Genomic DNA, 22,544 nt, shown 5'->3' with positions numbered 1-22,544 from the left:
CTTAATATTCATTAGAGAATCCCAGCCAAATAAAAAAAAATTCCCCCAAACTCTTTAGTTTGAAGGAACATACTACAATTTTTATAAAAAAACTTCAAAATCTTTTATATCAGCTTATTTTGCTTTACCTGCACAGCCCTCTCCACGTAGCTAGGTTTAACATTATCAATAGGAGGGAAGATATTTATCAAATCCACGCAGTATAAAAGTTTAATTGTTAATGTAAATACTTATTAAGAAGATCAGTAATTAATTGATTTATATCGTTTATGTCAGGACTATCAACTTTCTCGTCATTAATACCATACTTTCTTTTTAACTTAATAATTCTTTCCACACTTTCATTTATTCTTTGCTGTGGGATTTCTCCTTTTTCAATAGCATCTTTTAAAGTAGATTGGATTTTATCAACATTATCATAGCCATGGCCTACTAAAATAATATCACTACCTGCCTTTACTGATTCTACTGCTGCTTTTCCAATATCAAAATGCTCTACAATAGCACCCATTGTCATATCGTCCGTTATGATTACCCCAGTAAAACTAAGTTGTCTTCTAAGAACATCCGTAATAACCATCTTTGACATGGATGCTGGATTGTTTTTATCTAATTCAGGTATTAACATATGGGCTATCATCACAACATCTGCTCCTTGGTCAATGGCACGCTTGAAGGGGATTAACTCTAGTTTCATAAGTTCTTTAAGAGTTTTATTTACAATCGGTAGTTCTAGATGAGAATCCACCGATGTATCTCCGTGACCAGGAAAATGCTTAATTGTAGGAATCACGTTTTGAGATTGTATCCCTTTCATAGTCTCAATGCCTAGTTTACTTACTATTTCTAAGTTGTTCCCAAAGGATCTGTCCCCAATTACAGGGTTATTGGGATTGCTATTAATATCAAGAACAGGTGCAAAATCCAGATTTAGACCAAATTCTTTTAACTCAAAGCCTAAAAGTCTTCCAATTTTATAAGAGAATTCAGAGTTATTTACTTCTCCAATCTGTTTGTTTGGAGGAAAATTAGTAATTGCCCCTGGTAATCTTGTGACACGTCCTCCCTCTTGGTCAACACCCAAAAATAGGGGTATATTAGAGCTATTTTCAGCTTTTATTTGATTAACAAGTTCAACAGTTTGTGTAGGGTTTTCAAAGTTATTCTTGTAAAAAATAATTCCTCCAACATGTAATTGGTTTATTAACTTTTGCGCTCCAGTATCCATTGTAGTTCCAGAAACTCCAGCAAAGATCATTTGCCCAATTTTTTCTTCTAAGTCCATTTTAGAAACCTCCTTAGAAATAGATTGATTTTCTTGTTCATTAGGTTTTTTATCAATCTTAGCATATAGTGAGCTATGGTCTACTTTTGGGTTTGGTTCTTTATCTGTAGGCCTTGGCAAAACCCACAATAAATCGGTGGCAGTAGTTATATTATAGACAAGTATGATTTGATCATAGGTTGAATCTTTATAATATCGAAGGTCATCAGGTTCTCCACCAATTTTTTTGATTTCCTTTAAAGAAATGGCTTGTAGTTCAGAATTATAATTTCTTATATCGTTAACAATGTCACCAGTATAACCAAGCGTTACATGATGATTTTCATACTCCTCATATCTACCTTCAGCGGTTTCTGAAATATGATTTGATTTTCCCCACTCTTCGTTTACTTCCTTCCACTGTGTTTTACCAGAAACAAATGAAATATTAGGAACCTTACCTTCCTTAGCTAAGGAAAATGTATTCTTCACTAATTCCTCTATTTTTGAGATCTCATCCTTACCCAAATCTGAAGGTTTCCCACTATTAGAGTCAATTATATTTAGTTCCTCTTTAACTGATGTCTTTCCTCTAAAAACATTAATACCAATGATTAGTGCTAAACTTAGTAGTAAAATTGTAAGAATAATTATCTTAATCCTAAAAGTCTTTTGTTTACTTATTTTCCTCACCCCTTTTTACAATACTATTTTTAGTATTTACCATTTTATTAACAAATCTTCAGCCATACTTAGAATATCTATATCATATCCATGATTTTTTTATTACAAAAGGCACAATTGTCTTTTAAAGTCTGATATTCAAATTATCCTTTTGTTACAACCTAAGTTTCGTAATCAAGAGTACGGTTATTTATATTAGTAAGCATTGAAGCTTATAACCCTCTAACTAATATACGTTGAAAATGGTGGTGTCGATCTTAGTTTTAATATTTTTATCTCAGCCTTGCAATAGAAATTCAAAGCTGCTACCATCTCTTTAACTCTTCTATATAAGTAAGGAAATTTCCTTTTTTCTTTCGTTAATCTTCCAAACTTACCCAAATCTCTTAAAAGAAAATCCCCTCCATATGTCCCACAAAAGCATATGAAGGGGTAAAATTCAGTAAAAATATTAACTTTCATATATGAGTGTTGTCAAAGCCAATACTTCTATGCTTTAAATGTCTCAGTTCTAGTAGCTTATAGCAATGGCTTCCATATTCGCGAAAGCTACATATCTATACATTAGCTTAAAATGTTACTTATATGGTAATATTTTAGTAAAGCTTATCCCTAATAGATAGATAATTATACTTAGTGTAAAGAAACTTACAATTTTTTATAGGCCCTCATGGCAAAGGTATAAGCTACCACCATTATTGCTATACACCAAGCAAGGGCAACCCATATATCATTTCCTACTGGCTTACTTGCTAATAAATTACGAATAGCTTCTACCATAGGGGTCACAGGTTGATTCTCTGCAAAGACACGTACTACCGAAGGCATAGTGTCTGTTGGTACAAAGGCAGAACTTATAAAGGGTAAGAAAACAATTGGGTAAGCGAAGGCCCCTGCACCATCTGGTGTTTTAGCAGCAAGCCCAGCAATTACAGCTACCCAAGTTAAAGCAAGTGTAAAAATCCCGAGAATTCCAAATACCCCCAACCATTCTAAGGTTCCTGCTGAAGAACGAAAGCCCATTAATAATGCAACAAGTATAATCACTACTACAGAAATTCCATTTGAAATTAATGAAGTTAATACATGTCCCCATAATACTGTAGAACGAGCTATCGGCATTGAGTGGAAACGTTGAAAGATACCACGCTCTTTATCTACAAACAAACGATAAGATACATATGCAATACCACTTCCAATAGCCATTAACATAATACCTGGTAATAGGTAGTTGACATAATTTTCTGTACCAGTTTGAATTGCACCCCCAAATACATAAACGAATAATAGCATCATGGCAATTGGTGTAATACAAACTGTGATAATTGTATCCATACTTCTAAAAATATGTCTCATAGAACGTCCAAACATAACACACATGTCTTTAATAAAATATTTATTTGTTGATTCCATTTATTTCTCCTCCTTTTTACCAATGATTGTTAGAAATATTTCTTCTAAGGTCGGCTGTTTCTCAACATATTCAACTTTTGCAGGTGGAAATAACTTTTTCAACCCTTCTAGGGTATCTAGAGCAATGATTTTTCCGCCATGAAGAATAGCGATTTTATCTGCAAGTTGTTCTGCTTCCTCTAAGTATTGAGTGGTTAAAAATACTGTAGTTCCTGCATATGATAGCTCTTTTACAATTTTCCAGACTTCTAAACGTGCTTCTGGGTCAAGGCCAGTTGTTGGCTCATCTAGAAAAATAATCTTTGGATTTCCCACAAGACTCATTGCTATATCAATTCTTCTTTTCATACCCCCAGAATAAGTACCAACTCTGCGATCTGCAGCCTCAGCCATGCCAAAACGATTAATTAACTCATCAGCTATCACCTTTGGGTTTTTAATATGTCTAAGTTTTGCTATCATTTCAAGATTTTCGCGACCAGTCAAAATTTCATCGATAGCGGCAAATTGTCCAGTAAGACTGATAGAACCTCTAATTTTTTCTGGATTTTTTTCAATATCAAAACCATTAATCTGAGCATTTCCAGCATCTGCTTTTAGTAATGTAGCCATGATTCTAATCATGGTTGTTTTTCCAGCTCCATTGGAACCTAATAGTGCAAAGATACCTCCCTGCTCTACTTCAAAATCTACTCCTTTAAGTACTTCTACCTCTTTATAAGCTTTCTTTATCCCTTTAATTTGTATTATACTTTTTTTCATTTTCATTTTCTTTTCCTCCCCTACAATATAGTGCCCTTCCTCAAAGCTGCATTTTATTCATTCAGTGCAGTATGAGGAATTAACATAAAAAAAGAGCCGACAACAGTGATTTTACTCACGATTATCGGCTCTGCGTCTTAGCGTCTGGCTCTTTGATAACTGATATATTCATTTGTTTTACATTTATTATGGTTTCCTGTTTACACTTAGGACAGAATAACGGAAAGTTTTCAAGTACCGTATCAACACCTATCTTCACCTTTGTCTTGTTGCCACACACTGGGCATAATATCCACTCATATTTGCACACTGTACCATCCCCTTACTTCAGTTTGTTGTTGACCACTATAATTTTTATATCTATAAAAATTAAGTTTTTTTAATGTACTCCCCCATTGAGAGAAGCGCAGATTTTTCTATTTCAATTGCCTTTTTATCCACAGATTTTACTTTTACTTTGTTTTATCTGTTACCTTTTTCATGGCTTTGTTAACTTCTTGGTCAACAGACTCCTGATAGATGTCAGCGTAAGTTTTTGAATCTTTGATTAAATCGTCGCAGAAAGCAGCTACGTCACTGCCTGTCACTTCAAGGACGCCTTTACTCATGGCTACACCTTCTTCGAAAAGATCTATAATCCCCGATAACAAACCTATACCATCTGTTAGCTCAACTGGTCCTACCTTAAAAAGGTATTTCTCAATTTCTTTATAAACAATCTGATAATCTTTCGGAAGCGCTTTCACACGGGCTACATGGGCTTTCCATTGTTTTTTACCTTCAATTATATCTTGTATTCTCATTTTATCCTCCTATTTACCTAACTTTTTAGCAATATTATTGTTAAGTTGCTCACGCCACTTGTCACGATAAGACTTTGCCCCTTCTTCACCCACTAGTGCTAAACAGAAGCCTTTGATATCGTCACCCAAAACCTCCTGGATGCTCTGACCGTCAGCCGCCGTTTCTTCCAGAAGTCCAAGAACACCATCAAGAATTGGCATAAGGTTGCGACCAGTTAAATCTGAGTGTGGCCAAAGATTTGCTTTAATTATTTCCCATGCCCCTTGATAATCATCCGGAAGCCTTTTAGCTCGAGCTTCAAAAGTTTTAAATTCTTTAGTCATGTCACTTCCCGTGATCTTTTCCCAAAAATTCATTATTTCTTCTCCTTTAACTCATTAATTTTTGATGATACGAACTCCCATTTTTCCCAAAACCTCCTCAGTTCCTCACGCCCCGCGTCATTGAGGGTGAAAAACTTTCGCGGTGGTCCCATATCCGATGGCTTCTTCGTAATTTCTACTAGCTTGTTTTTTTCAAGTCGTACTAAGATGGTATAAACCGTGCCGTCTACAACATCCGAAAATCCCAGTGCATTCAGCCTCCTAGTAATCTCATAGCCATATATTTCTTCATGGCTGATAATTTCTAGAACACAGCCTTCTAGCACCCCTTTAAGCATTTCCGTAAGGTTCTCCAATGTAACCACTCCTTGCTATTCTGTATTACTGGTATTCAGTATTACTTACTACAGCTATATAGTATCACGCAGTAGTGGTGATGTCAACATACTTTTTTATTTTTATCAGCAAGATTTAAAATAATACTCAGTATTATAACACTTACCTTTTAGTAATACCCTTATAAACTAGGTTAAAATATGCATGTGTTTTACTTACCATAGCTAAATATTATGAGGAACCTGTAAGAATATAAAACAGCTTCACTGACAAGGACTGTCAGTGAAGCTGTTTTATTTCATATTTTTCTATTAAATAGAGTAACAGGAGGCGCTACTTTCTTTTCTTCACCGGTACCCATATTTCACTCTTGAAATTTGGAGAAGTTGTATCTTTGCTCTCATTCCACAGTATCTCAGGTCCTTCTGCTATTTCATAATTTGAAGATGGAAACCATTCAGAATAGATACGTCCCCAAACATTTTGCAGTGTTTCTGGGAAGGGTCCTACTGCCTCAAATACAGCCCAAGTTGAAGGTGCCACTGTAAGCTCTTCTAAATCCTTTGGACACTGATTATTTGTTGCTACCCCAATATAGTGATCAAGCACACCCTTTTCTTCCATTCTTCCCTCAGAAAAGTTCACTGATGCACTTATAAGTCCCATTGGCTCAACGTTTGAAAGTTCTTTAAGTGTTTTAATCATCTCCATGTTTAGGCTTTGCCACATTGCAGCAATTTCCGGATTTACTCCGTTAAAAACTATTGGTACAGTTTTTTTAATACCAACTATTGAAAAGGCTTCTTTTTCTTCCATTCTATAATTCATTTCATTTCCCCCTTGTATTGATAATTGGAAGGTCATTCTTGGATAGGATTTTAGACATTGACCATTGCTTCTAGCTTCAGAAGGTGTTATTCCATGTAATCCTTGAAAAGCCCTTGCAAAGGAGTCCGCTGAGCTGTATCCATATTTTACTGCAACATCAATAACTCTTATATCACTGTTATTAAGTTCAAAGGCTGCAAGGGTAAGTCGTCTACGTCTAATATACTCAGATAGGGTTACTCCTGCAAGGAAAGAAAACATTCTTTGAAAGTGATATTGTGAGCATAAAGCTATCTTTGCAACTTTTTTCAAATCAATGTCACCATCAAGGTTTTCTTCAATATAACTAAGTGCTTTGTTCATATTTTTAATTGAATCCATATTATGACCTCCTCATATCAATAGAATAACAGAAATTGAAACTACCTATCCGACATTTCCTGCACCATTCTGTGGGATATATCTTTATTATCTAAGTTGATTTCTAATTTCATCTTTCCATTTGTTAATATTGGCAATTGCATTGTCCTCACCGCCTAAGTATATATCTTCAATTGTCATGGGCCATTCTCTTAGTTCACGGTGTCTCTCTGAATTTGGAATGGAGCTTGTTATTTTCCCTAATGATTTTACAATTTCTCTGTTTTTCTTAAGAATATATGCTGAATCCCAATTGTTATCGTAAGCTTCAATAAATAGCTTTACTAAATGCTTATATCCTTCTGCTGTGTAATTTGAAGGATGTTGTATCATATAGCAAGCAACAAGCCAAAAGTGCAGGGCATATAACTTAGGATCATTATGCTCCCATACAAGGGGAAATCCAAATAGTTCATAACAAGAAAAACCATGAGTTTCTCTTGCACCACATTCCATACATCTTCCATCTTTCATAACTGTATTATTATCAACCATTATTACTTCCTCCTTTATAAGCTTTAATTATCTTTCCCTAATAAAAAACTTTTCAATAAAAGCTTACACTATGACGCAACGTAAATGTCAAATGAATTATTTATACTTGTTAAACACAGTAAAAAGCCTCACTGACAATCGCAGTCAGTGAAGCTTTTTATTTTCTTGAGCTACTAAGCTCCCTCAATCATATCTCGTTTTCTATATCCAATATAACCAAGTACTATTAAAGCAATGCTAATCACTGTTATAGTAGCAAAGATTGTTCCATCAAATTTTTCTACTGGCATATGTGGAATCCAGCTTTGAATAGCTGTTTTTGAAAACCACTCTGGTAAGTCTAAAATTCCGCCAAAGTAGTTTAAGGCAAAAGAATAGCCAAGATATACATAAACAATTTTACCTAGTTTTGGTGCAAAGCCCAAAGCCAAGGCAGCAAGTCCTACAAAGAACAATACAGATGGAAGAAAGTTATAGCCTGCTGCTATAAAATCTCCAATATTCATCACTGAACTATCTCCCATTGCAGAAATTGCTGTACCACCAAGTCCTACTGAAGCCAGTAAAATTCCTACTACTCCAGCAATGATTGCTATAATGACACTAGTAAAATAGAGCTGAGTTCTAGTGACTTTTGTTGAATAAAGCTGACTTAAGTGCAATCTCACTTCTTCTGAGAAAAGCTTATTAACTATAGCAATTGGTAAAATAGAGACTAATCCAATCATTACCATCATAATAGTTCCAGTAAAGGATTCCTCCAGTGAAACCCCTGCTAGCATAAACATTTTGCTTACCATTTCATTGCCTTCAATAAAAGTCTGCATATCTCCATAAATAGAACCATAGGCTGCCCCCATGATTACGAAAGCAACTGACCAAGAAATTATTACACCTTTATTAAGCTTCATAAACAGACCAGGTATGGATAGTAATGACTTTTTGGCTGTTGCGCGTCCTTCTCTTTCAGGTAAATAACCTGCTCCCATATCACGGCCACCCTCAAGTGCAAAAGCCATAACCACAACAAGGATACAAAAAACTATAGCATAAATTAGAGGATACCAATTGTTTTTAGTAAAGGGATAAGTTAAGTAAGTCCACCCCATTGGATTTAGCATTGATAAACTAACATTTGATACATCTGTGCCAGCACGAACAATGTAGAGTAAACCTACAATTCCAAGGGATGAACCAGTTGCACCGGATGATGTTGGCATAATTTGAGCCATAACTAATGCAATGGAAGCTCCAAGGATTCCTGCTATGCCTATTGATGCACCAAACAAGAATGATCCTTCAGTAGAAATTGTAGCTGCCCCAAAACTAGTCATAACTACCCCAATAGAAAGGGCTAACAAGATATTAATAATAATTATTTCCATCATCACAGCAAGAGAATTAGCTTGACGTCCAACTTGAAAGGAACGCACTAGTTCAGTTAGTCCATGATCTTCTTCCTTACGAGTATGGCTAACAACATGTAACGCTGCCATAATCATGGCAAACAAACCACAAAATAACAACATTTCATTGGCATACATTGCACCTAAAGTATAATCTGCTGCCTTTTCTATTGGTGTAGGACCAACCATTGAAATCATAGCAGGGTTTCGCATGGTTTCATACATTCCTAGCAACCCTTGTCCCTTACCAATTTCCTCAAAAGCTGGAACATAGGCACCTGCAAATAATCCCAGCCCTAGAATCCAGATGATATTTTTTTTCCAATCACGTTTAAGATACTGTACAAATAGTACATTCCAACGTGCAAATTTTTCTCTCATAGCATTTTCCTCCGTTCCATCTCTTAGACTTCATAATGGCGCATGAATAAGTCTTCAAGGGTTGGTGGCACAGATTCAAACTTCTTAACACCTAATTTTACAGCTTCGGATAATATATCATTAATGAATTCATTATCTGCAGAGAATGTAGCTTCATTGCCCTTTTGTTTGAAATCATGGACACCATTAACAGCTGCTATCTTAGTCACATCACCTTCTGTTTCTACAGTCACTGTAGAACGAGTTAAATGACGTAATTCATTTAATGTGCCAGTTTCAACCACCTTTCCCTGACGAATAATAACCACCTTATCTGCTAAACGTTCAACTTCACTTAATATATGAGAGGACAGCAAAATTGCTTTTCCTGCCTTCTTAATCTTTTCAACCTCCTCCTGAAATACTGCTTCCATCAAAGGATCAAGTCCAGAAGTGGGTTCATCGAAAATATATAAATCTGAATCAACGGACAATGCAGCAATTAATCCAACCTTTTGACGATTTCCTTTTGAATAGCCTTTTGCCTTCTTTTTAGGATCTAGTTCAAAACGCTTAATTAAGTAGTCACGCTTTTCCTTATCTCCTCCACCATGTAATTTAATAAATAAATCAATGATTTCACCACCTGTTAAGCTACCCCATAGAGCCACATCCCCTGGAACATAAGAAATTCGCTTATGAATCTCAATGCTATACTTCCAAACATCTTTATCGAAAATTTTTACATCCCCAGCATCACCCTTAATAATTCCTAGTAGAGTACGAATAGTTGTTGACTTACCTGCACCATTTGGCCCAATAAAGCCAACAACTTCTCCAGCCTTTACTGTGAATGTCACATCATGCAATGCTTTAAATTTACCGAACTTTTTTTGCAACCCATGAACTTTTACGATTTCTTGCATAATACAAATCTCCTTATTAAAATATTTAAAAATAGTTTTATAATGTGCTTCTTAATTTAAAACTACGTTTATATTTTAAATGAATTAATCTGAACTAAAATATATGTTATAATTCATATTGTTCTATTTAAAACCATATTTTAAACTAAAACTCACTTATTAATTCGATTATATTCCTTCTTAATGCCATAGTCAACAATTAAAATGGCATTTAAAACTATATATATGCTTGATGATTCATAACTTTTACTATATAATATAAAAAAATATAATTATGAACTAAATCTTCTTAAAAATGTTTTTAATCATCATATATAGAAAGTAGGAATAATTAATGAATGGTTATGAAAAGCGTACGCAAGAGAAGAAAAATCAAGTTTTAGAAGCAACTTTTTATTTGATGAATACAGATACAGGTATAGAAAACTTAACAATGGATGACATTGCTAAAAATTCAAATGTGGGTAAAACGTCCATCTTTAAATATTTTGGGAGTAAAGAAAATCTTATCCAAGAGGTTTTTGAGTTCTTTTTAAATAAAATAAGGGAAACAGCTCTAGAAATAATGGCAGAAAATAAGCCTTTTGAAGAAACCCTTATTGCCATGAGCCAGAATAAAATCAATCACTTAGAAAAAATCAACAAGCAATTTTATCTTGATTTAATGGATTTTGCTACCAAGAAGGATGATAACGGCTTATCCACCATGATGCAGCAATACACAAAGGAAAGCTATAATATAATGTTGGATTTATTCCACCGTGGTCGCAAAGAAGGCAAGGTTGATTTGAAATACTCGGATGAATTTCTTTTAGTTTATTTCCAAGCTCTTGTTGAGGGGATTTCCAGCCCACATATCTACCGAAAAATTCTCCCTTATACAGCCCAATGGACAGAACTGTTAGTTAAAGGTATTGCGCCAAATAAATAAATTCAAGGAAACTCACCTGTAGCATTGATAAAGATGATTTTATTAATAGGTGTATTTTCTAAGCATTCTCAAAGTTTTTAGATAAACATTAATGGTGTTTTAGTTTCAGTATGGAATCATAAAACTTCATTAAATTAAAAAGCAAAAAAACATAGAACACCACTGCTTTCAATTAAGTAGTGGTGTTTTATGTTTTTTTCCGAATGCTAATTATTAAGTATGAATCATAAAATCAAATCTTTGATTTACATAAGAGGTTCTCTAAACCTTTAGATTACTAAAAAGTAGTGATGTTGCTTCAAGGTGCAAACTAGTTTTGTAGTGAAGTTATTACTATAATAGGCATACTCATCAATTACTACATTTGTTTTTTAGTAAGTAGCCCCTATAAAAACTATTTTCATATTTGTTTGGTTAAGACTTTCTTCTATATGATCCTGTGATAAAATTTTTATTTCTATTATATATCACATTATAAGATTTCTACATAGCCCTCTGTTCCATGAACACGAATTCGTTGTCCATCCTTTATTAGTTTCGTAGCATTTTCCACTCCCACAACTGCTGGTAAGCCATATTCTCTTGCAATAACTGCTCCATGGGTCATTAGTCCACCAACTTCAGTTACTAAGCCCTTTATGGAGACAAATAGTGGTGTCCAGCTAGGGTCAGTAAAAGAGGTAACTAAAATATCTCCCTTTTCTAGCTTAGCATCTTCCATGTTTAAAATAACACGGGCACGGCCCTCTATAACTCCAGAGGAAACAGCTAGACCTACCATTGCACCTTCGGGGATATCTTCACGGTTATACTTCCCAGTAATCACTTCACCCTCAGAAGTCATAACTCGTGGTGGAGTTAGTTTTTCATATAATTTGTGCTCTTCTTTACGCTGATTTATAATGTTATAATCCAGTTTATTTAAGGCTACCACTTCCCGAAACTCTTCAAAAGTAAGATAGTATACATCCTCTTTTTCATGGATAACCTTAGCCTGAACTAGCTTTTCAGCTTCTTTTAGTAAAGCCTGTTTATAAAGGAAGTAGCGATTAACCAATCCATACTTTGGGTACTCACGATACCCAATGAAGTTTCTTATTAAATCAATTTTCCCCTTTGTTTCTTTAGCTTTATCCTCACCATCAGGTAGCTCCTTCAATCTCTCTAGTAGTTCTTGTTCTTTTTTTAATGCTTCCTGTCGTCCTTGTTCAAACTTTCTTTGGCTAGCTTTAGGCTGAAAGTTTTTAATGTTACTAAGAATCATAGGAATAAGCGTAGTTGGTTTCTCACTAAAGCGAGGCCTAGTAATATCAATTTCTCCACTGCAACGCATCCCAAATCTCTGTAGATATGAATTAATAGCATCTTTTGCTTCCTGTCCACCATGAAGCTTTACTATCTCCTCTAAAAAGTCATCATCTTTTATCTGCTCTAGATAATCAATTACTTCTGGGTAAGGACGAATAGCATCTGCCACATCCATTAGGGCCAGGCCCATCTCTGAAGTAATGTTGTTTGGTACAGATTGAGAAAGGATATCCGCTACATTTTTTTCTCCTAACCACTGCTGCATTTTCTCATTAACCCAGGCTGAAGCATTTATAGCTGCCATAAAAACTGCTGAACTTTGTGGGTCAAATAAAATTCTTTTTAACTCCCCAATATCTTCTGAAATGAAATCAAATAACTCTGTTCCGGTCTTATTCTTAATATTTTGTTTTAACTCTTCAATGGAATCTTCACATTTCTTAATTAAATCAGAAACTATGTTAGGATTACTATCTATTTGCGGTTCCTCTTTCCTAGTAGCTTCACTTTTATTGCCCTTGCTTAAGTTCTCATGTTCCTTCTCCTCAGGTAATAACTTTATGAAATCCCCCCTCTGTATAAGGGTTGCGATTGCATCTTTTATAAGAGGGTCATGTTGTGCCATGCCCTTTAATAACACCTCTCTACTTTCAGGTGAAACAAGCATTTGTGCCACATCAACAAAGAGCCTTCCACCAGCCTTAAACCTCTTTCCAAAGGATATTAACTGAAAAAAAGACATTCCTAGTAGTTTTAAAGGGTCCGTCATCATTTGTTGGTGTCCAACAGAAATATATACATGATTTTCTTCATCCTCTACTTCAGGAATAGGATATAAAGTAGTGATTGGACGACTTTGTACAATATAAAACTTATCATTAGCTAAGCACCATTCAATGTCCTGTGGTGAGCCAAAATGCTCTTCTAGGTTTCTACCCATGGTCTCAAGCTCCAAAATTTGCTCATCAGTTAAGGCTTGCTTACTTTGAAGTTTAGGCTCAATATGCTGCTTTTTAGTCCCTCCCTGTTCTAAAGGATAAATAGCTAGCTTTTTAGTTGCTATATGTTTATGAATTATGTTCCCTTGACGTACTTTATATATATCTGCATTTACAAGGCCGGAAACCAAAGCTTCCCCAAGACCATAGCTTGCGTCAATGGATAAGACTTTTCTATTCTCAGTAACAGGATCTGCAGTAAACATGATACCAGAAACCTGTGGAAAAACCATTTTTTGAACCACCACAGATAAATATACTTTTCTATGGTGAAAACCATTTTGTATACGATAAATTACAGCTCTCTCTGTAAATAGTGATGCCCAACATTTTTTTATATGATTTAAAATTGCTTCTCTTCCTTTAATGTTTAGATAGGTATCTTGCTGACCAGCAAAGGAGGCATTGGGTAAATCCTCTGCAGTTGCACTTGAACGAACAGCATAGGGATTATTTTCTCCAAAGTTTAAAAGAAGGTTAGTGATTTCTTCACTAATATCCTCTGGGATGGTTACTTCTTCAATAACTCTACGTATATCACTACTAATTTCAGCGATTTTATCAATATCCTCCACCTTTAAAAGGGTTAGCTCATCAAGTAACTCCTTAATAAGTGGTGTTTCCCCTATTACTCTTTTAAAGGCCTCAGTAGAAATACAAGAACCCTCTGGTACAGTTATTCCTTCAATTTTACATAGTTCCCCTAGATTGGCACCTTTCCCTCCAACCATGGAAATCTTTGTTTTGTCGATTTTCTCAAAGCTAAGCACATATGAATTCATAAACATTCTCCTCCCTCTATTTAGGTCTAGGTGAAGCAATAATCTCTTTTCATGTCTGTTCCTATAATACACACAATAATCCTAAATTATAAGTCTGTTATCTAAAAATTACATGTGTTATAATAAAGAGGGGGAGAAGTTTCCCCTTATTATATTTAAATATTTCCTCATTGAAGTATTCAAAAACCTTAGTTTTATTTAAGGTTATGGCATGGTTTATCTATAGATAAATAAGCTCAAAACTATATATATCTTTAAATATGGCGATTCTTTAATATTAATAGAAAATTAGATAATTAAATTAATTGAGCTTGAAAATAATCAGCTTTTTGTGCCCATTTTTTGAGAAAACTGTTTCTTGGAAAACATAAGTAAATGTTGAAGTGTTTTATCTATATAAATAAGAATGAATTTCAAGAATCATAAGAGTAATACTTATATAAATATAAGCTGCTTCACAGTGCATGTTGTTGCATTATGAAGCAGCTTCTGATTTCCTAAAATACTATATTTTTTTCTTCACCCTTTAGCCAAGAGTAAACATTATCAAAAACTATATTTGCTCTTTTAACCATGGATTCACTTGTAGCAAAGGCTACATGAGGTGTCACTAAGATGTTTTTAGCATTAAATAAAGGGTGGTCTGCAGGAACAGGAGGTTCTACTTCAAACACATCAATTCCAGCCCCAGCTATTAATCCTTCATTTAGTGCATCTCTTAAATCCTCACTATTAACCACTGGTCCTCTAGCTACATTAATAAGAATTGCATCCTTTTTCATTAAGGCAAGCTTTTCTTTGTTAATTAAATTTTTAGTTCCTTCATTTAAAGGCACATGTAAGGAAACCACATGACTTCTTGATAATAGTTCCTCTAAACTAACGTATTCAATGCCTAAAGCCTTACCTGCTTCACAATTAGATCTATTATAACCAAGCAGCTTACAGTTAAAGGCTTTAAGAATTTCAGCTGTTCTAAGTCCAATAGCACCAGTTCCAACTATACCAACAGTTTTTCCATTAAGTTCAAAGCCAACAAGCCCTGCCTTTGTGCCTTCTTTTCTTGTAACCTCATCACACTTAACTACATTTCTAAGAAGCGACACTATGATTCCAATAGTAAGCTCTGCTACAGCTTCCGTTGCATAGCCTTGTGCATTTGATACCTTAATGCCTCTTTCTATACAAGCTTCCTTATCCACATGATCCGTACCAGTAAAAGCTACTGAAATGTACTTTAAATTTTTAGCTGCTCTAATAACTTCACCAGTTAGTGGATTATTTGCAATAATAAGAAGCTCTGCATCCTCTACTCTTTTTTTAAGAGCTTCCGTGTCCTTTTCTACATTATCATAAAAAACAAACTCATGACCCATGTCTACAAGCTTTCCTGAAAGCTCCATTAATACTTGTGGACTTATTGCTAGTGGTTCTAGTAATACTATTTTCATATACTTCTTCTCCCTCTATTAAACTCTTTTTTAATATTATTTTACTTTATTATTATAAGCTTCTAAATAAAAATATATAAAGAATTAATATTAAAACAGTTCCATCTGCTCTACTTCTTCCTCTTTTATTTTAAATCTTGAAGAAATTAAATCGTGAACTAACTCCTCCCCTTTTTCATGGGTAGAAACTAGGTATTTTTGAGTTCCATTTCTCAATTTAGAAGCCTTTAAATCTAAAACATACACATTGTCAAAGCGATTAAGAATGGAATCTCCACCAAGTCCTGTAAAGCATATTAACTGAGTATTGCTCTTTTTTGCAATATCCATTAGAGGTTTTAAAAGGTGCTCAGAGCTTGTTTGGGCAAAGGGGTTATCCATAATAAGAACCTTTCCCTCTCCACTGGTTGAAAATATTTCGCTATCATCTTTTCTCATGTAAGATAAGAGGCTTGATAATATAACAAAGGCAGATAAGAAGCCTTCTCCACCAGAATTCTTTGATACCTCATTCCAGCTGATAGGTATTTGTCTATCCTCTTCAACCTTATAAAGCTTTACGTCAACATTACTTATGGATACTACTTCATTATAAAGATTTACTGTGGTGATAGTCTTTGACAGCATTTCCTCAATGTTTTGGTTTTCAGTAAGTAGTGCTAAGCCCTTTTCAGTAACACCATTTACTAAGTCTCTAAGCCTTATCCTATAAAGCTCCTTATTGCTTTCCCAGTCTGGAAGTTTAATTTGCAGCATTTTAACATATTTATCTTTTATTTTAATTGTGGAATTGTCATGAATTTTATCAAGATTCTCATGGACCTCTAGCACATAATCAAATAGAATGTCTTCTACGTTTGCTCTTTCCTCATTAATTAATTCTAAATCCTTATAAAGCTGCATTAATATCATTTCTTGTGCTTTTAAAGCTGTATCTAAGGTTTCTATTACGTTTTGCGGCTCATCAACAATTTCTGCTAAAGTGCTTAAAGTTCTCATAAAGAAATCATCATCACTAAAAATATGAATTTTAGATACCTTGGTAATTTCATCACTAAGGTTATTTCTTTCTTTCATATTCCTATCAATACATTGATTATAATCTCTTACAAGTTCACCCTTAAATCTTTCTATGGATTTTATTGGAGTGTTAATTTCAATAAATTGGTTAACTGAAAAATCTCCATAACTATCTAAAGAACTTAAGGTCTTTCCTATAATCTCTTGCTCCTTAATGTTAACTTTTAATCTGGTATCTGCCCTTTGAATTTCTTCATTCTTTTCTAAGATTCTCTCTGGGAAATTAACAAAGATTATTTCTCCTCTTTCTTTCGGATAGGCTCTACCATAATTTTCTTCAAGAGAACTTATAATACCTCTTTTACGCTCTTCTAAACCTGCTAACTCTATCTTTCTTTCTACTTCAGCCTCTTTAAGTTTATCAAAAGTTCTTTTAGCTTCCTTTAGCTGTTTTTTAGCTTCATTTTCCTTAGTTCTATCATAAAATACTTGCCTAAAATCCTCCTCAAATAGGCCGTATTCATCTTGAGTAGTGGTAAGCTCCGTTTCCTTTTCCCTAAAATTTTCCCTTGCTTCCTTTAACTCTTCTTCAATGACTTTTATTTCCTTCATAAGCTCAGAGGTTAAAGCTAAGTATCTTCCTTGTAAATCCTCTATATCTTTTTCAATGATGGTTCCTTGTTCATATTGTAGAAATCTAGAAACCTGTTCTTTAATCTTTGATAAATTAGAGGAAAGCTCCCTTTTTTGCTCTTCTAAGCTCTTTAAATAATTTCTCTTCTGCTTAATATACTCTTCCTTTTGGGCTTTTAAATCATCGGCTTCAGAAATAGTTTTACTTACTTTTTCAGCTTCTATTTTATAGTTTTTATACTTTTCATACTGAAGTGCAAGTTCTTTAAAGCTATCCATTTCATCCTTTAAATCCCTCTGCAGTTTTTCCTCTTCTTTGATTTGTTTTTCTCCCTTTTCAATGGAGTTTTTAAGTTCTTCTAGTTTTTCATTCATGTGCTCAAACTGTGAAACAGCAGTCTTTAATTCCTTTTCATCTTTTTCTATTTCATTTAAAAGGTTTTTATAGGAATCCTTATGTAAGTTAGAGGTTTTTATATTATTTCTTAAACCTTGATAGGTATCTATGTCTTTTCTTTTAAGGTTTAGAAGTTCTTCTGCCTTTCTTATTTCTTCTTCCTTCTTAGCTAGAAGAATTCTTAGCTCCTCTTCATTTAAAAGCTTATGATTAAAAGAAATATAAAAAGTAATGTCATCTAGAACCCAAAGCTCCTTATTAATCTTTCCTAAGTTTTTATCTAGGTTTCTTCTATTTATTATTGGAATTGGACTATTTGAATAAACCCCTAATTCTTCACTTTTAAGTTTATTAATATCCTCATCTTCCATAATTAATGAATAGGGTAGCATTGGATTTTTGTCTATAAGTCTAAAGTTTTCTTCCATGGTATAACTGTTATTTTTAAGCCAATCAACTCCATATACCAGGTCTATACCTCTTCCTTTAAGCTTTCTTTCCAGTTCCTTTGAAAGCTTTAAGTTTCTTCCTGTTTCTAGAATAGTTAACTCTTCCTTAACCTTTAAAACTCTTCCAAGTAAGGTTTTCTCTTCTTCCCTTAAAAGTTCTATTTTACTTTCAAAGGTCTTTAGGATTTCCTCTGTTTGGTATAACTTCTCCTCAGAAAACTCTATGTACTTTAAAACATCTTTTCGTTCTTTTATTTTTTCCTCTATCTCTATCTTTTGCTTTTCTCCCTCTTCAAGCTTCATATTAATTTTATTTATAAGGGAACTTAGTCTGACCTTTTCGCTTTCCACCTTTGGAACTTCTTCTTTTCTTAAAACTAAGGTTTTATTTAAATTTTTAATTTTTTCATTTAAAGCTGTTTCCTGTTTTTCATAGGCATTTTTACAGGTTAAAATTAAATCTTCTGGATAAAATCCTAGCATATTTCTTAAAATCTTTTTCTTATATTTATCATTAAACTTTTCTTCTACTTCGTTATACCTTTTTATGTCACTTTGTAGTCCACCTAATCTTTTGCTGTTGCTAAATATAAATGCATCAAAATCTTTTAAGTTAGAAGCTATAGTTTCAATTTCTTCTTTTGTTTTATCTAAACTTTCCATATTATCTTTTAGTTGATTTTCAAGGGTTTCTTCTTCTTTAAGGTAGTAATTTTTTAAAGTAAAGCCAATGTGTTTTCTTTCCTCTTCAGTTTCTTCTTGATTGGAGTTAGCTAGTTCTAGTTGATTTTCATACTTTTGAACTCTTTGGGAAGTCTTTTTATAGTCTTCATAAATCTTAGCACATTGATAAACTCCCTTTGTTCTTTCAAGGTGCAGCTTTTCCCCTTCCACTTTTTCAATCTGTAAGCTGGTATTATTAATTTCCTCTTCTAAAGCTTCAATTTCATCCATTAGCTTATAAAACCCTACAGAGGCTTCTTCATACTGTATATCCTTTAATTCGGCCCTTAGGCTATTTAAAATTTCCCTTAAACTTTCCTGTTCTAATTCTCTTGCTTCCTTAGAAGTTTTTAAAAATAATATTAAATTTGCAATTTCATTTTCTATTTCTTCTTTGTGGATTCTTTCCTTATTAAAACTATCAGCAGCTAAAGCTATGTTTTCTGATTCTTCCTTAAAAAGTTCAATAGCTGCCTTTTTTTGAACTCTAGCTTCATTTTCCTTGAATTGATAAATAAACTTCTTTATGATTTCTTGGAAATTACTTATCTTATTTTCTTCTCTATTTAACTTGTCCTCAACAGTTTTAATAAACCACTTTTCTACTAACCCTGGAATACTCTTTGCCTCTTGAAATAACTCAGATAAACCTGATTCCTTCATGTTTACCTTTCTAATGATGCTCTCCCATTCCTTGTGGTTTATTTTATATTGCTTTAGGGTTTCAAAATAATTTCTGCTTTGAGAGGCTACATTCATATCGTAATAATTAAAGTTAAAATCTCTATTTTTCTTTAACTCTTCAACAAGAGTTTTAAAGTTACCAAAACTCTTAATTTTTAAGGTATTACCCTGATTTTCTACAACAGGTAAATTATAAATATCATAGGGGTTGCTGCCTCTATACTCATGAATGAAGTTTATTATATCTAATTCCTCATCATCTTCCTCAGAGGAATTCTTCTTTCTCACTGCCATACCAATAAGAACGCGATTGTCTCCTCCCTCTAAAACCCACTCTGTTAATATAAAAGTAGGAGTTGGGGAGGTAAAATAGCTATTAAATTTTCTCTCTTTTAAATCTCTATTTCTTTTAGTAACAAAGGGAGCCATCATCATCTGCACCATTACAGATTTTCCCCCTCCGTTTCTTAAATTCATTAAGGTACTTTCTCCACCAAACTGAAAAATTTCATCATTAACCTTCATAGTGTTGTTATTATAATTTAAATTAACTAATCTAAGACTATTAAGTTTACTCACCGTCAACACCTCCTAAGGCCTTTGCTACCCTTTCATAATTATTCTTATTTAAAATATTCCAATCCATGAAGTTATCTAGCTTGGAAGTTGTTTTAATCATATCATCATCTTTTATGTACATTATTAACCCTTGATTTTCAAGGAAGGTTAATATGGTATAAATAAATCCCTCTTTAGTAGTCTTAGCTGTGGTTGACTTATCTGAACTTTTTAAGGCTTGCCAACTCTCATAAAGATTTGTAAAGGCAATGCCTGAGGTTTTTTCTAAGTTCTCTACTTCTTCTTTTTCCACGGCATCCTTTAACTTTTCATTTACTAAATTAGAAAGTTCTCCTCCCTTTAAGAAGTCCCTTGACTTGCTGGATTTTCCTTGAGAATTATAAAAAGTAACTAAAATTGTTAAAATTACAAACTGGGATAAGTAATAATCCTTGTCTGTTCCACCAGATTTACAAAGTTCCCTTTTTAATTCTCCCTTAGAATAACCTAAAAATTCATTGTCTTCCTTAGGAATTAAATAAATAACCCCACTGTATTTTTCAATACTGCAGTTAAAATCTTCTCCTTGCCTTTTAACTAAGCTCATTACCTCTTCTTTTTCTGAATAAGCTCTATATAAATCTCTCTCTACTTCTTCCTTTAGCTCTCCATTTTTAAGAAGATAGTAAAAAATTCTATTACCCATTGTTATATCTTCAATATTATACATTGTTCACTACTTTCCTTCCCTAATTAACTTTTGTAGCTTTGCCTTATTATTTACTTTAAGATATGTTAAAGAGAACATCAGAACAAATCACTGATTTAACCTTCCCTTTTTCGCTAGATACTTCACTGAACTTTACTTTTTCATTATTAAATAACTTGTCTGCTTTTATGGTTTTAATATGGGCTAGCTTTGGCTCTTCCTCAACTAAATCTAATAAAACCTCATTTAATTGAAACTGCAGTTGTCCACTTTCTTGTAAGGTTGCGCTGACTTCTTCTCTTAACTCCTGAATATGAATTTCCTTTCCTTTAAGAAGCTCAATGATTATTTCTCTAAAAACTTCTACCTTCGGAATTAAAATTTCCTTAAGGCTTTTATTTTCCTCTACAATCTTTGAAATTTCCCCTAGAGAAGTTTCCCCTTTATCACAGATTAATTCCAGAAGCACTCTTAAAGCTTCTTTGTAACTTAATAGCTTCCTTCTCGCCTGCTCCTCTTTTTCTCTTTCCCAATCTTCATCTTCAAAGGAAATCAGTTCATCATCTTCAACTTCTTTTTCCTTTATAACCTTTTGGTATTGAAGGCTCTTGTTTAAATTATATTTCTTTTCAATTGGCATATTAAAAAGTGGTCTAAACACCTTTTCTATAGCATCCAACTTACTGCTATCCTCAAGGATTTTATCAAAGATCTCTGTTGTTATATTAAATCTTTTAATTATAGCCATGGAGGATATTTCTCTAAGCTCCCTTGCATAAATGTTTTTTAAATTAAAGTGAGAGTTTAGAATCTTTTGCTGTTCTTCTATGGTTCTAGTTAAGTACTTACTGATAATTCCTAAATACTTTAAATTATCTAGCTCCTTTTCATCCAGTCTTTTAATATTTATATCCTTTTCCTTCAATTCCTTTATTCTATCATCAACATGTTCCTTATAATTTTTAAACTTTCCTCTAGTTTCCTGCAAAGACTCCATGTTTCCTTGAAGAAGGTCACTGTACTCTTCTACAGAATAATTAAGAGCATTTTCCTTAATTCTCCTAATTGCCTCCTCCATTTTTTGAAGCTGCATTCTTAAAATATTGAAAATACTTTTAATATCCTCCACTGCTCTATCGTAGGTGGCCTTTTCAAGATGCATTTTAAAAATTAACTCGTGAATAGTTAACCTTAAGTTATTCTCCATTTCTAGAGTAGACAATAAAAGAGAGTACCCTTCATCAGTTAAATAATAGGAAGTTCTTTTAACCACATTATTTATATAAACAATCTTGTTCCCTATAAAGGAAATATGTATATCCTTGTACTCCCTATCTTCAAAATTAAACCCTTTGAAATACATAACCTTCCCATCATCACAAAGGATGGTATTAACAATAAATTCTCCAAGGTTTTTGCACTGTTCAAAGCTTAAACTCTTATTAAAGTATTTAGAATTTATATCATCAATAAACACAGCAATATCATCTAGGGTGCAGTTTTCATCCTTTAAAGACTGCTCCATAATGTACAAAAGCACTGCAAAAATAAGGTTTAAATACTCATAGTCCTCATTAAAGCCATAGTTCTTCCAGGAACTTTTAAACATACTATTCTTGCAAATTAAAGCATAAGATCCTAGCTTTTTCATTCTTAAATTAAAGTTCTTTAAAAATTCAACTTCCATTGTTTTCTCCTAAAAATCTATATTTGAATATTTCTTTTTTAATCCTAAATCACCAACCACTTAGGTGAAAGTTTATATTCATAGAAATACTAATATTAAAATTGTTCTCTCCAATAATTTTCCTAAATTTAAAATCCATATTATTTTTTTATTTCTCATATTAATATGATTTAGATTACTACCTTCTTAAATC

General features: G+C 33.4%; 17 protein-coding genes. 1 reads left to right on the top strand and 16 read right to left on the bottom strand.

Annotation, left to right across the window (positions count from 1 at the left end):
* Positions 1-217 precede the first annotated feature (217 nt).
* The 11 genes from nagZ to J2Z44_RS06630 all read right to left on the bottom strand — a co-directional run bounded on the left by nagZ (position 218) and on the right by J2Z44_RS06630 (position 10,021).
* Positions 218-1,957 carry a beta-N-acetylhexosaminidase gene (nagZ, locus tag J2Z44_RS06680; protein ID WP_021283809.1) on the bottom strand — a complete coding sequence of 580 codons (1,740 nt, stop codon included), beginning with the start codon at positions 1,955-1,957 and terminating at the stop codon, positions 218-220.
* Positions 1,958-2,596: 639 nt separating this feature from the next.
* Positions 2,597-3,361 (bottom strand): ABC transporter permease, encoded by a 765-nt coding sequence (locus J2Z44_RS06675; RefSeq protein ID WP_021283811.1) that lies wholly within the window; start codon positions 3,359-3,361, stop codon positions 2,597-2,599.
* Positions 3,362-4,123 carry an ABC transporter ATP-binding protein gene (locus tag J2Z44_RS06670; protein ID WP_209649437.1) on the bottom strand — a complete coding sequence of 254 codons (762 nt, stop codon included), beginning with the start codon at positions 4,121-4,123 and terminating at the stop codon, positions 3,362-3,364.
* 121 nt (positions 4,124-4,244) lie between these two features.
* Positions 4,245-4,433: a cysteine-rich KTR domain-containing protein gene (locus tag J2Z44_RS06665; RefSeq protein WP_021283814.1), complete on the bottom strand. Its 189-nt coding sequence runs from the start codon at positions 4,431-4,433 to the stop codon at positions 4,245-4,247.
* 142 nt (positions 4,434-4,575) lie between these two features.
* Positions 4,576-4,926: a DUF1048 domain-containing protein gene (locus J2Z44_RS06660; protein WP_021283815.1), complete on the bottom strand. Its 351-nt coding sequence runs from the start codon at positions 4,924-4,926 to the stop codon at positions 4,576-4,578.
* 9 nt (positions 4,927-4,935) lie between these two features.
* The gene (locus J2Z44_RS06655; protein WP_021283816.1) at positions 4,936-5,283 is read right to left on the bottom strand and encodes a DUF1048 domain-containing protein; all 348 of its coding nucleotides are present in this window, start codon (positions 5,281-5,283) and stop codon (positions 4,936-4,938) included.
* Positions 5,283-5,606, bottom strand: a complete 324-nt coding sequence (locus J2Z44_RS06650) for a PadR family transcriptional regulator (RefSeq protein WP_021283817.1) — start codon at positions 5,604-5,606, stop codon at positions 5,283-5,285. Before J2Z44_RS06650 ends, J2Z44_RS06655 begins: the two co-directional genes overlap by 1 nt.
* A 313-nt stretch (positions 5,607-5,919) precedes the next feature.
* Positions 5,920-6,795 (bottom strand): AraC family transcriptional regulator, encoded by an 876-nt coding sequence (locus J2Z44_RS06645; protein ID WP_021283818.1) that lies wholly within the window; start codon positions 6,793-6,795, stop codon positions 5,920-5,922.
* Between the two features lie 87 nt (positions 6,796-6,882).
* Positions 6,883-7,329: a DUF5946 family protein gene (locus J2Z44_RS06640; RefSeq protein WP_021283819.1), complete on the bottom strand. Its 447-nt coding sequence runs from the start codon at positions 7,327-7,329 to the stop codon at positions 6,883-6,885.
* A 173-nt stretch (positions 7,330-7,502) separates the two neighbouring features.
* The gene (locus tag J2Z44_RS06635; RefSeq protein WP_021283820.1) at positions 7,503-9,116 is read right to left on the bottom strand and encodes an ABC transporter permease; all 1,614 of its coding nucleotides are present in this window, start codon (positions 9,114-9,116) and stop codon (positions 7,503-7,505) included.
* Between the two features lie 23 nt (positions 9,117-9,139).
* The gene (locus J2Z44_RS06630) at positions 9,140-10,021 is read right to left on the bottom strand and encodes an ABC transporter ATP-binding protein (protein ID WP_021283821.1); all 882 of its coding nucleotides are present in this window, start codon (positions 10,019-10,021) and stop codon (positions 9,140-9,142) included.
* 334 nt (positions 10,022-10,355) lie between these two features.
* Between J2Z44_RS06630 and J2Z44_RS06625 the strand changes: the two genes are divergently transcribed.
* A complete protein-coding gene (locus J2Z44_RS06625) occupies positions 10,356-10,952 on the top strand; it encodes a TetR/AcrR family transcriptional regulator (protein ID WP_021283822.1) in 597 nt (198 codons plus the stop codon).
* A 472-nt stretch (positions 10,953-11,424) separates the two neighbouring features.
* Here J2Z44_RS06625 and ppsA read toward each other — a convergent pair whose 3' ends face one another.
* From ppsA to J2Z44_RS06600, 5 genes are all read right to left on the bottom strand, one after another.
* Positions 11,425-14,040: a phosphoenolpyruvate synthase gene (gene ppsA / locus J2Z44_RS06620; protein WP_021283823.1), complete on the bottom strand. Its 2,616-nt coding sequence runs from the start codon at positions 14,038-14,040 to the stop codon at positions 11,425-11,427.
* Positions 14,041-14,537: 497 nt separating this feature from the next.
* Positions 14,538-15,491 carry a 2-hydroxyacid dehydrogenase gene (locus J2Z44_RS06615; RefSeq protein ID WP_021283824.1) on the bottom strand — a complete coding sequence of 318 codons (954 nt, stop codon included), beginning with the start codon at positions 15,489-15,491 and terminating at the stop codon, positions 14,538-14,540.
* A 90-nt stretch (positions 15,492-15,581) separates the two neighbouring features.
* Positions 15,582-19,976, bottom strand: coding sequence for a coiled-coil domain-containing protein (locus J2Z44_RS06610; protein WP_021283825.1), 4,395 nt, complete (start codon positions 19,974-19,976; stop codon positions 15,582-15,584).
* The gene (locus J2Z44_RS06605; RefSeq protein ID WP_021283826.1) at positions 19,969-20,685 is read right to left on the bottom strand and encodes a DUF6063 family protein; all 717 of its coding nucleotides are present in this window, start codon (positions 20,683-20,685) and stop codon (positions 19,969-19,971) included. Before J2Z44_RS06605 ends, J2Z44_RS06610 begins: the two co-directional genes overlap by 8 nt.
* Before the next feature lie 55 nt (positions 20,686-20,740).
* Positions 20,741-22,351: a hypothetical protein gene (locus tag J2Z44_RS06600; protein ID WP_021283827.1), complete on the bottom strand. Its 1,611-nt coding sequence runs from the start codon at positions 22,349-22,351 to the stop codon at positions 20,741-20,743.
* Between the last annotated feature and the right edge of the window lie 193 nt (positions 22,352-22,544).

The sequence above is a fragment of the Clostridium punense genome, from assembly GCF_017874425.1.
GTDB lineage: Bacteria > Bacillota > Clostridia > Clostridiales > Clostridiaceae > Clostridium_J > Clostridium_J punense.
This window is presented reverse-complemented; position numbering and strand designations above follow the sequence as displayed.

What these genes read in the sequence shown, in the direction of transcription:
- J2Z44_RS06670 (WP_209649437.1), bottom strand. Translation starts at nt 4,123, where the DNA reads ATGAAAAAAAGTATAATACAAATTAAAGGGATAAAGAAAGCTTATAAA.
- J2Z44_RS06635 (WP_021283820.1), bottom strand. Translation starts at nt 9,116, where the DNA reads ATGAGAGAAAAATTTGCACGTTGGAATGTACTATTTGTACAGTATCTT.
- J2Z44_RS06675 (WP_021283811.1), bottom strand. Translation starts at nt 3,361, where the DNA reads ATGGAATCAACAAATAAATATTTTATTAAAGACATGTGTGTTATGTTT.
- J2Z44_RS06625 (WP_021283822.1), top strand. Translation starts at nt 10,356, where the DNA reads ATGAATGGTTATGAAAAGCGTACGCAAGAGAAGAAAAATCAAGTTTTA.
- J2Z44_RS06630 (WP_021283821.1), bottom strand. Translation starts at nt 10,021, where the DNA reads ATGCAAGAAATCGTAAAAGTTCATGGGTTGCAAAAAAAGTTCGGTAAA.
- J2Z44_RS06655 (WP_021283816.1), bottom strand. Translation starts at nt 5,283, where the DNA reads ATGAATTTTTGGGAAAAGATCACGGGAAGTGACATGACTAAAGAATTT.
- ppsA (WP_021283823.1), bottom strand. Translation starts at nt 14,040, where the DNA reads ATGAATTCATATGTGCTTAGCTTTGAGAAAATCGACAAAACAAAGATT.
- J2Z44_RS06605 (WP_021283826.1), bottom strand. Translation starts at nt 20,685, where the DNA reads ATGTATAATATTGAAGATATAACAATGGGTAATAGAATTTTTTACTAT.
- J2Z44_RS06640 (WP_021283819.1), bottom strand. Translation starts at nt 7,329, where the DNA reads ATGGTTGATAATAATACAGTTATGAAAGATGGAAGATGTATGGAATGT.
- J2Z44_RS06660 (WP_021283815.1), bottom strand. Translation starts at nt 4,926, where the DNA reads ATGAGAATACAAGATATAATTGAAGGTAAAAAACAATGGAAAGCCCAT.
- J2Z44_RS06615 (WP_021283824.1), bottom strand. Translation starts at nt 15,491, where the DNA reads ATGAAAATAGTATTACTAGAACCACTAGCAATAAGTCCACAAGTATTA.
- J2Z44_RS06600 (WP_021283827.1), bottom strand. Translation starts at nt 22,351, where the DNA reads ATGGAAGTTGAATTTTTAAAGAACTTTAATTTAAGAATGAAAAAGCTA.
- J2Z44_RS06645 (WP_021283818.1), bottom strand. Translation starts at nt 6,795, where the DNA reads ATGGATTCAATTAAAAATATGAACAAAGCACTTAGTTATATTGAAGAA.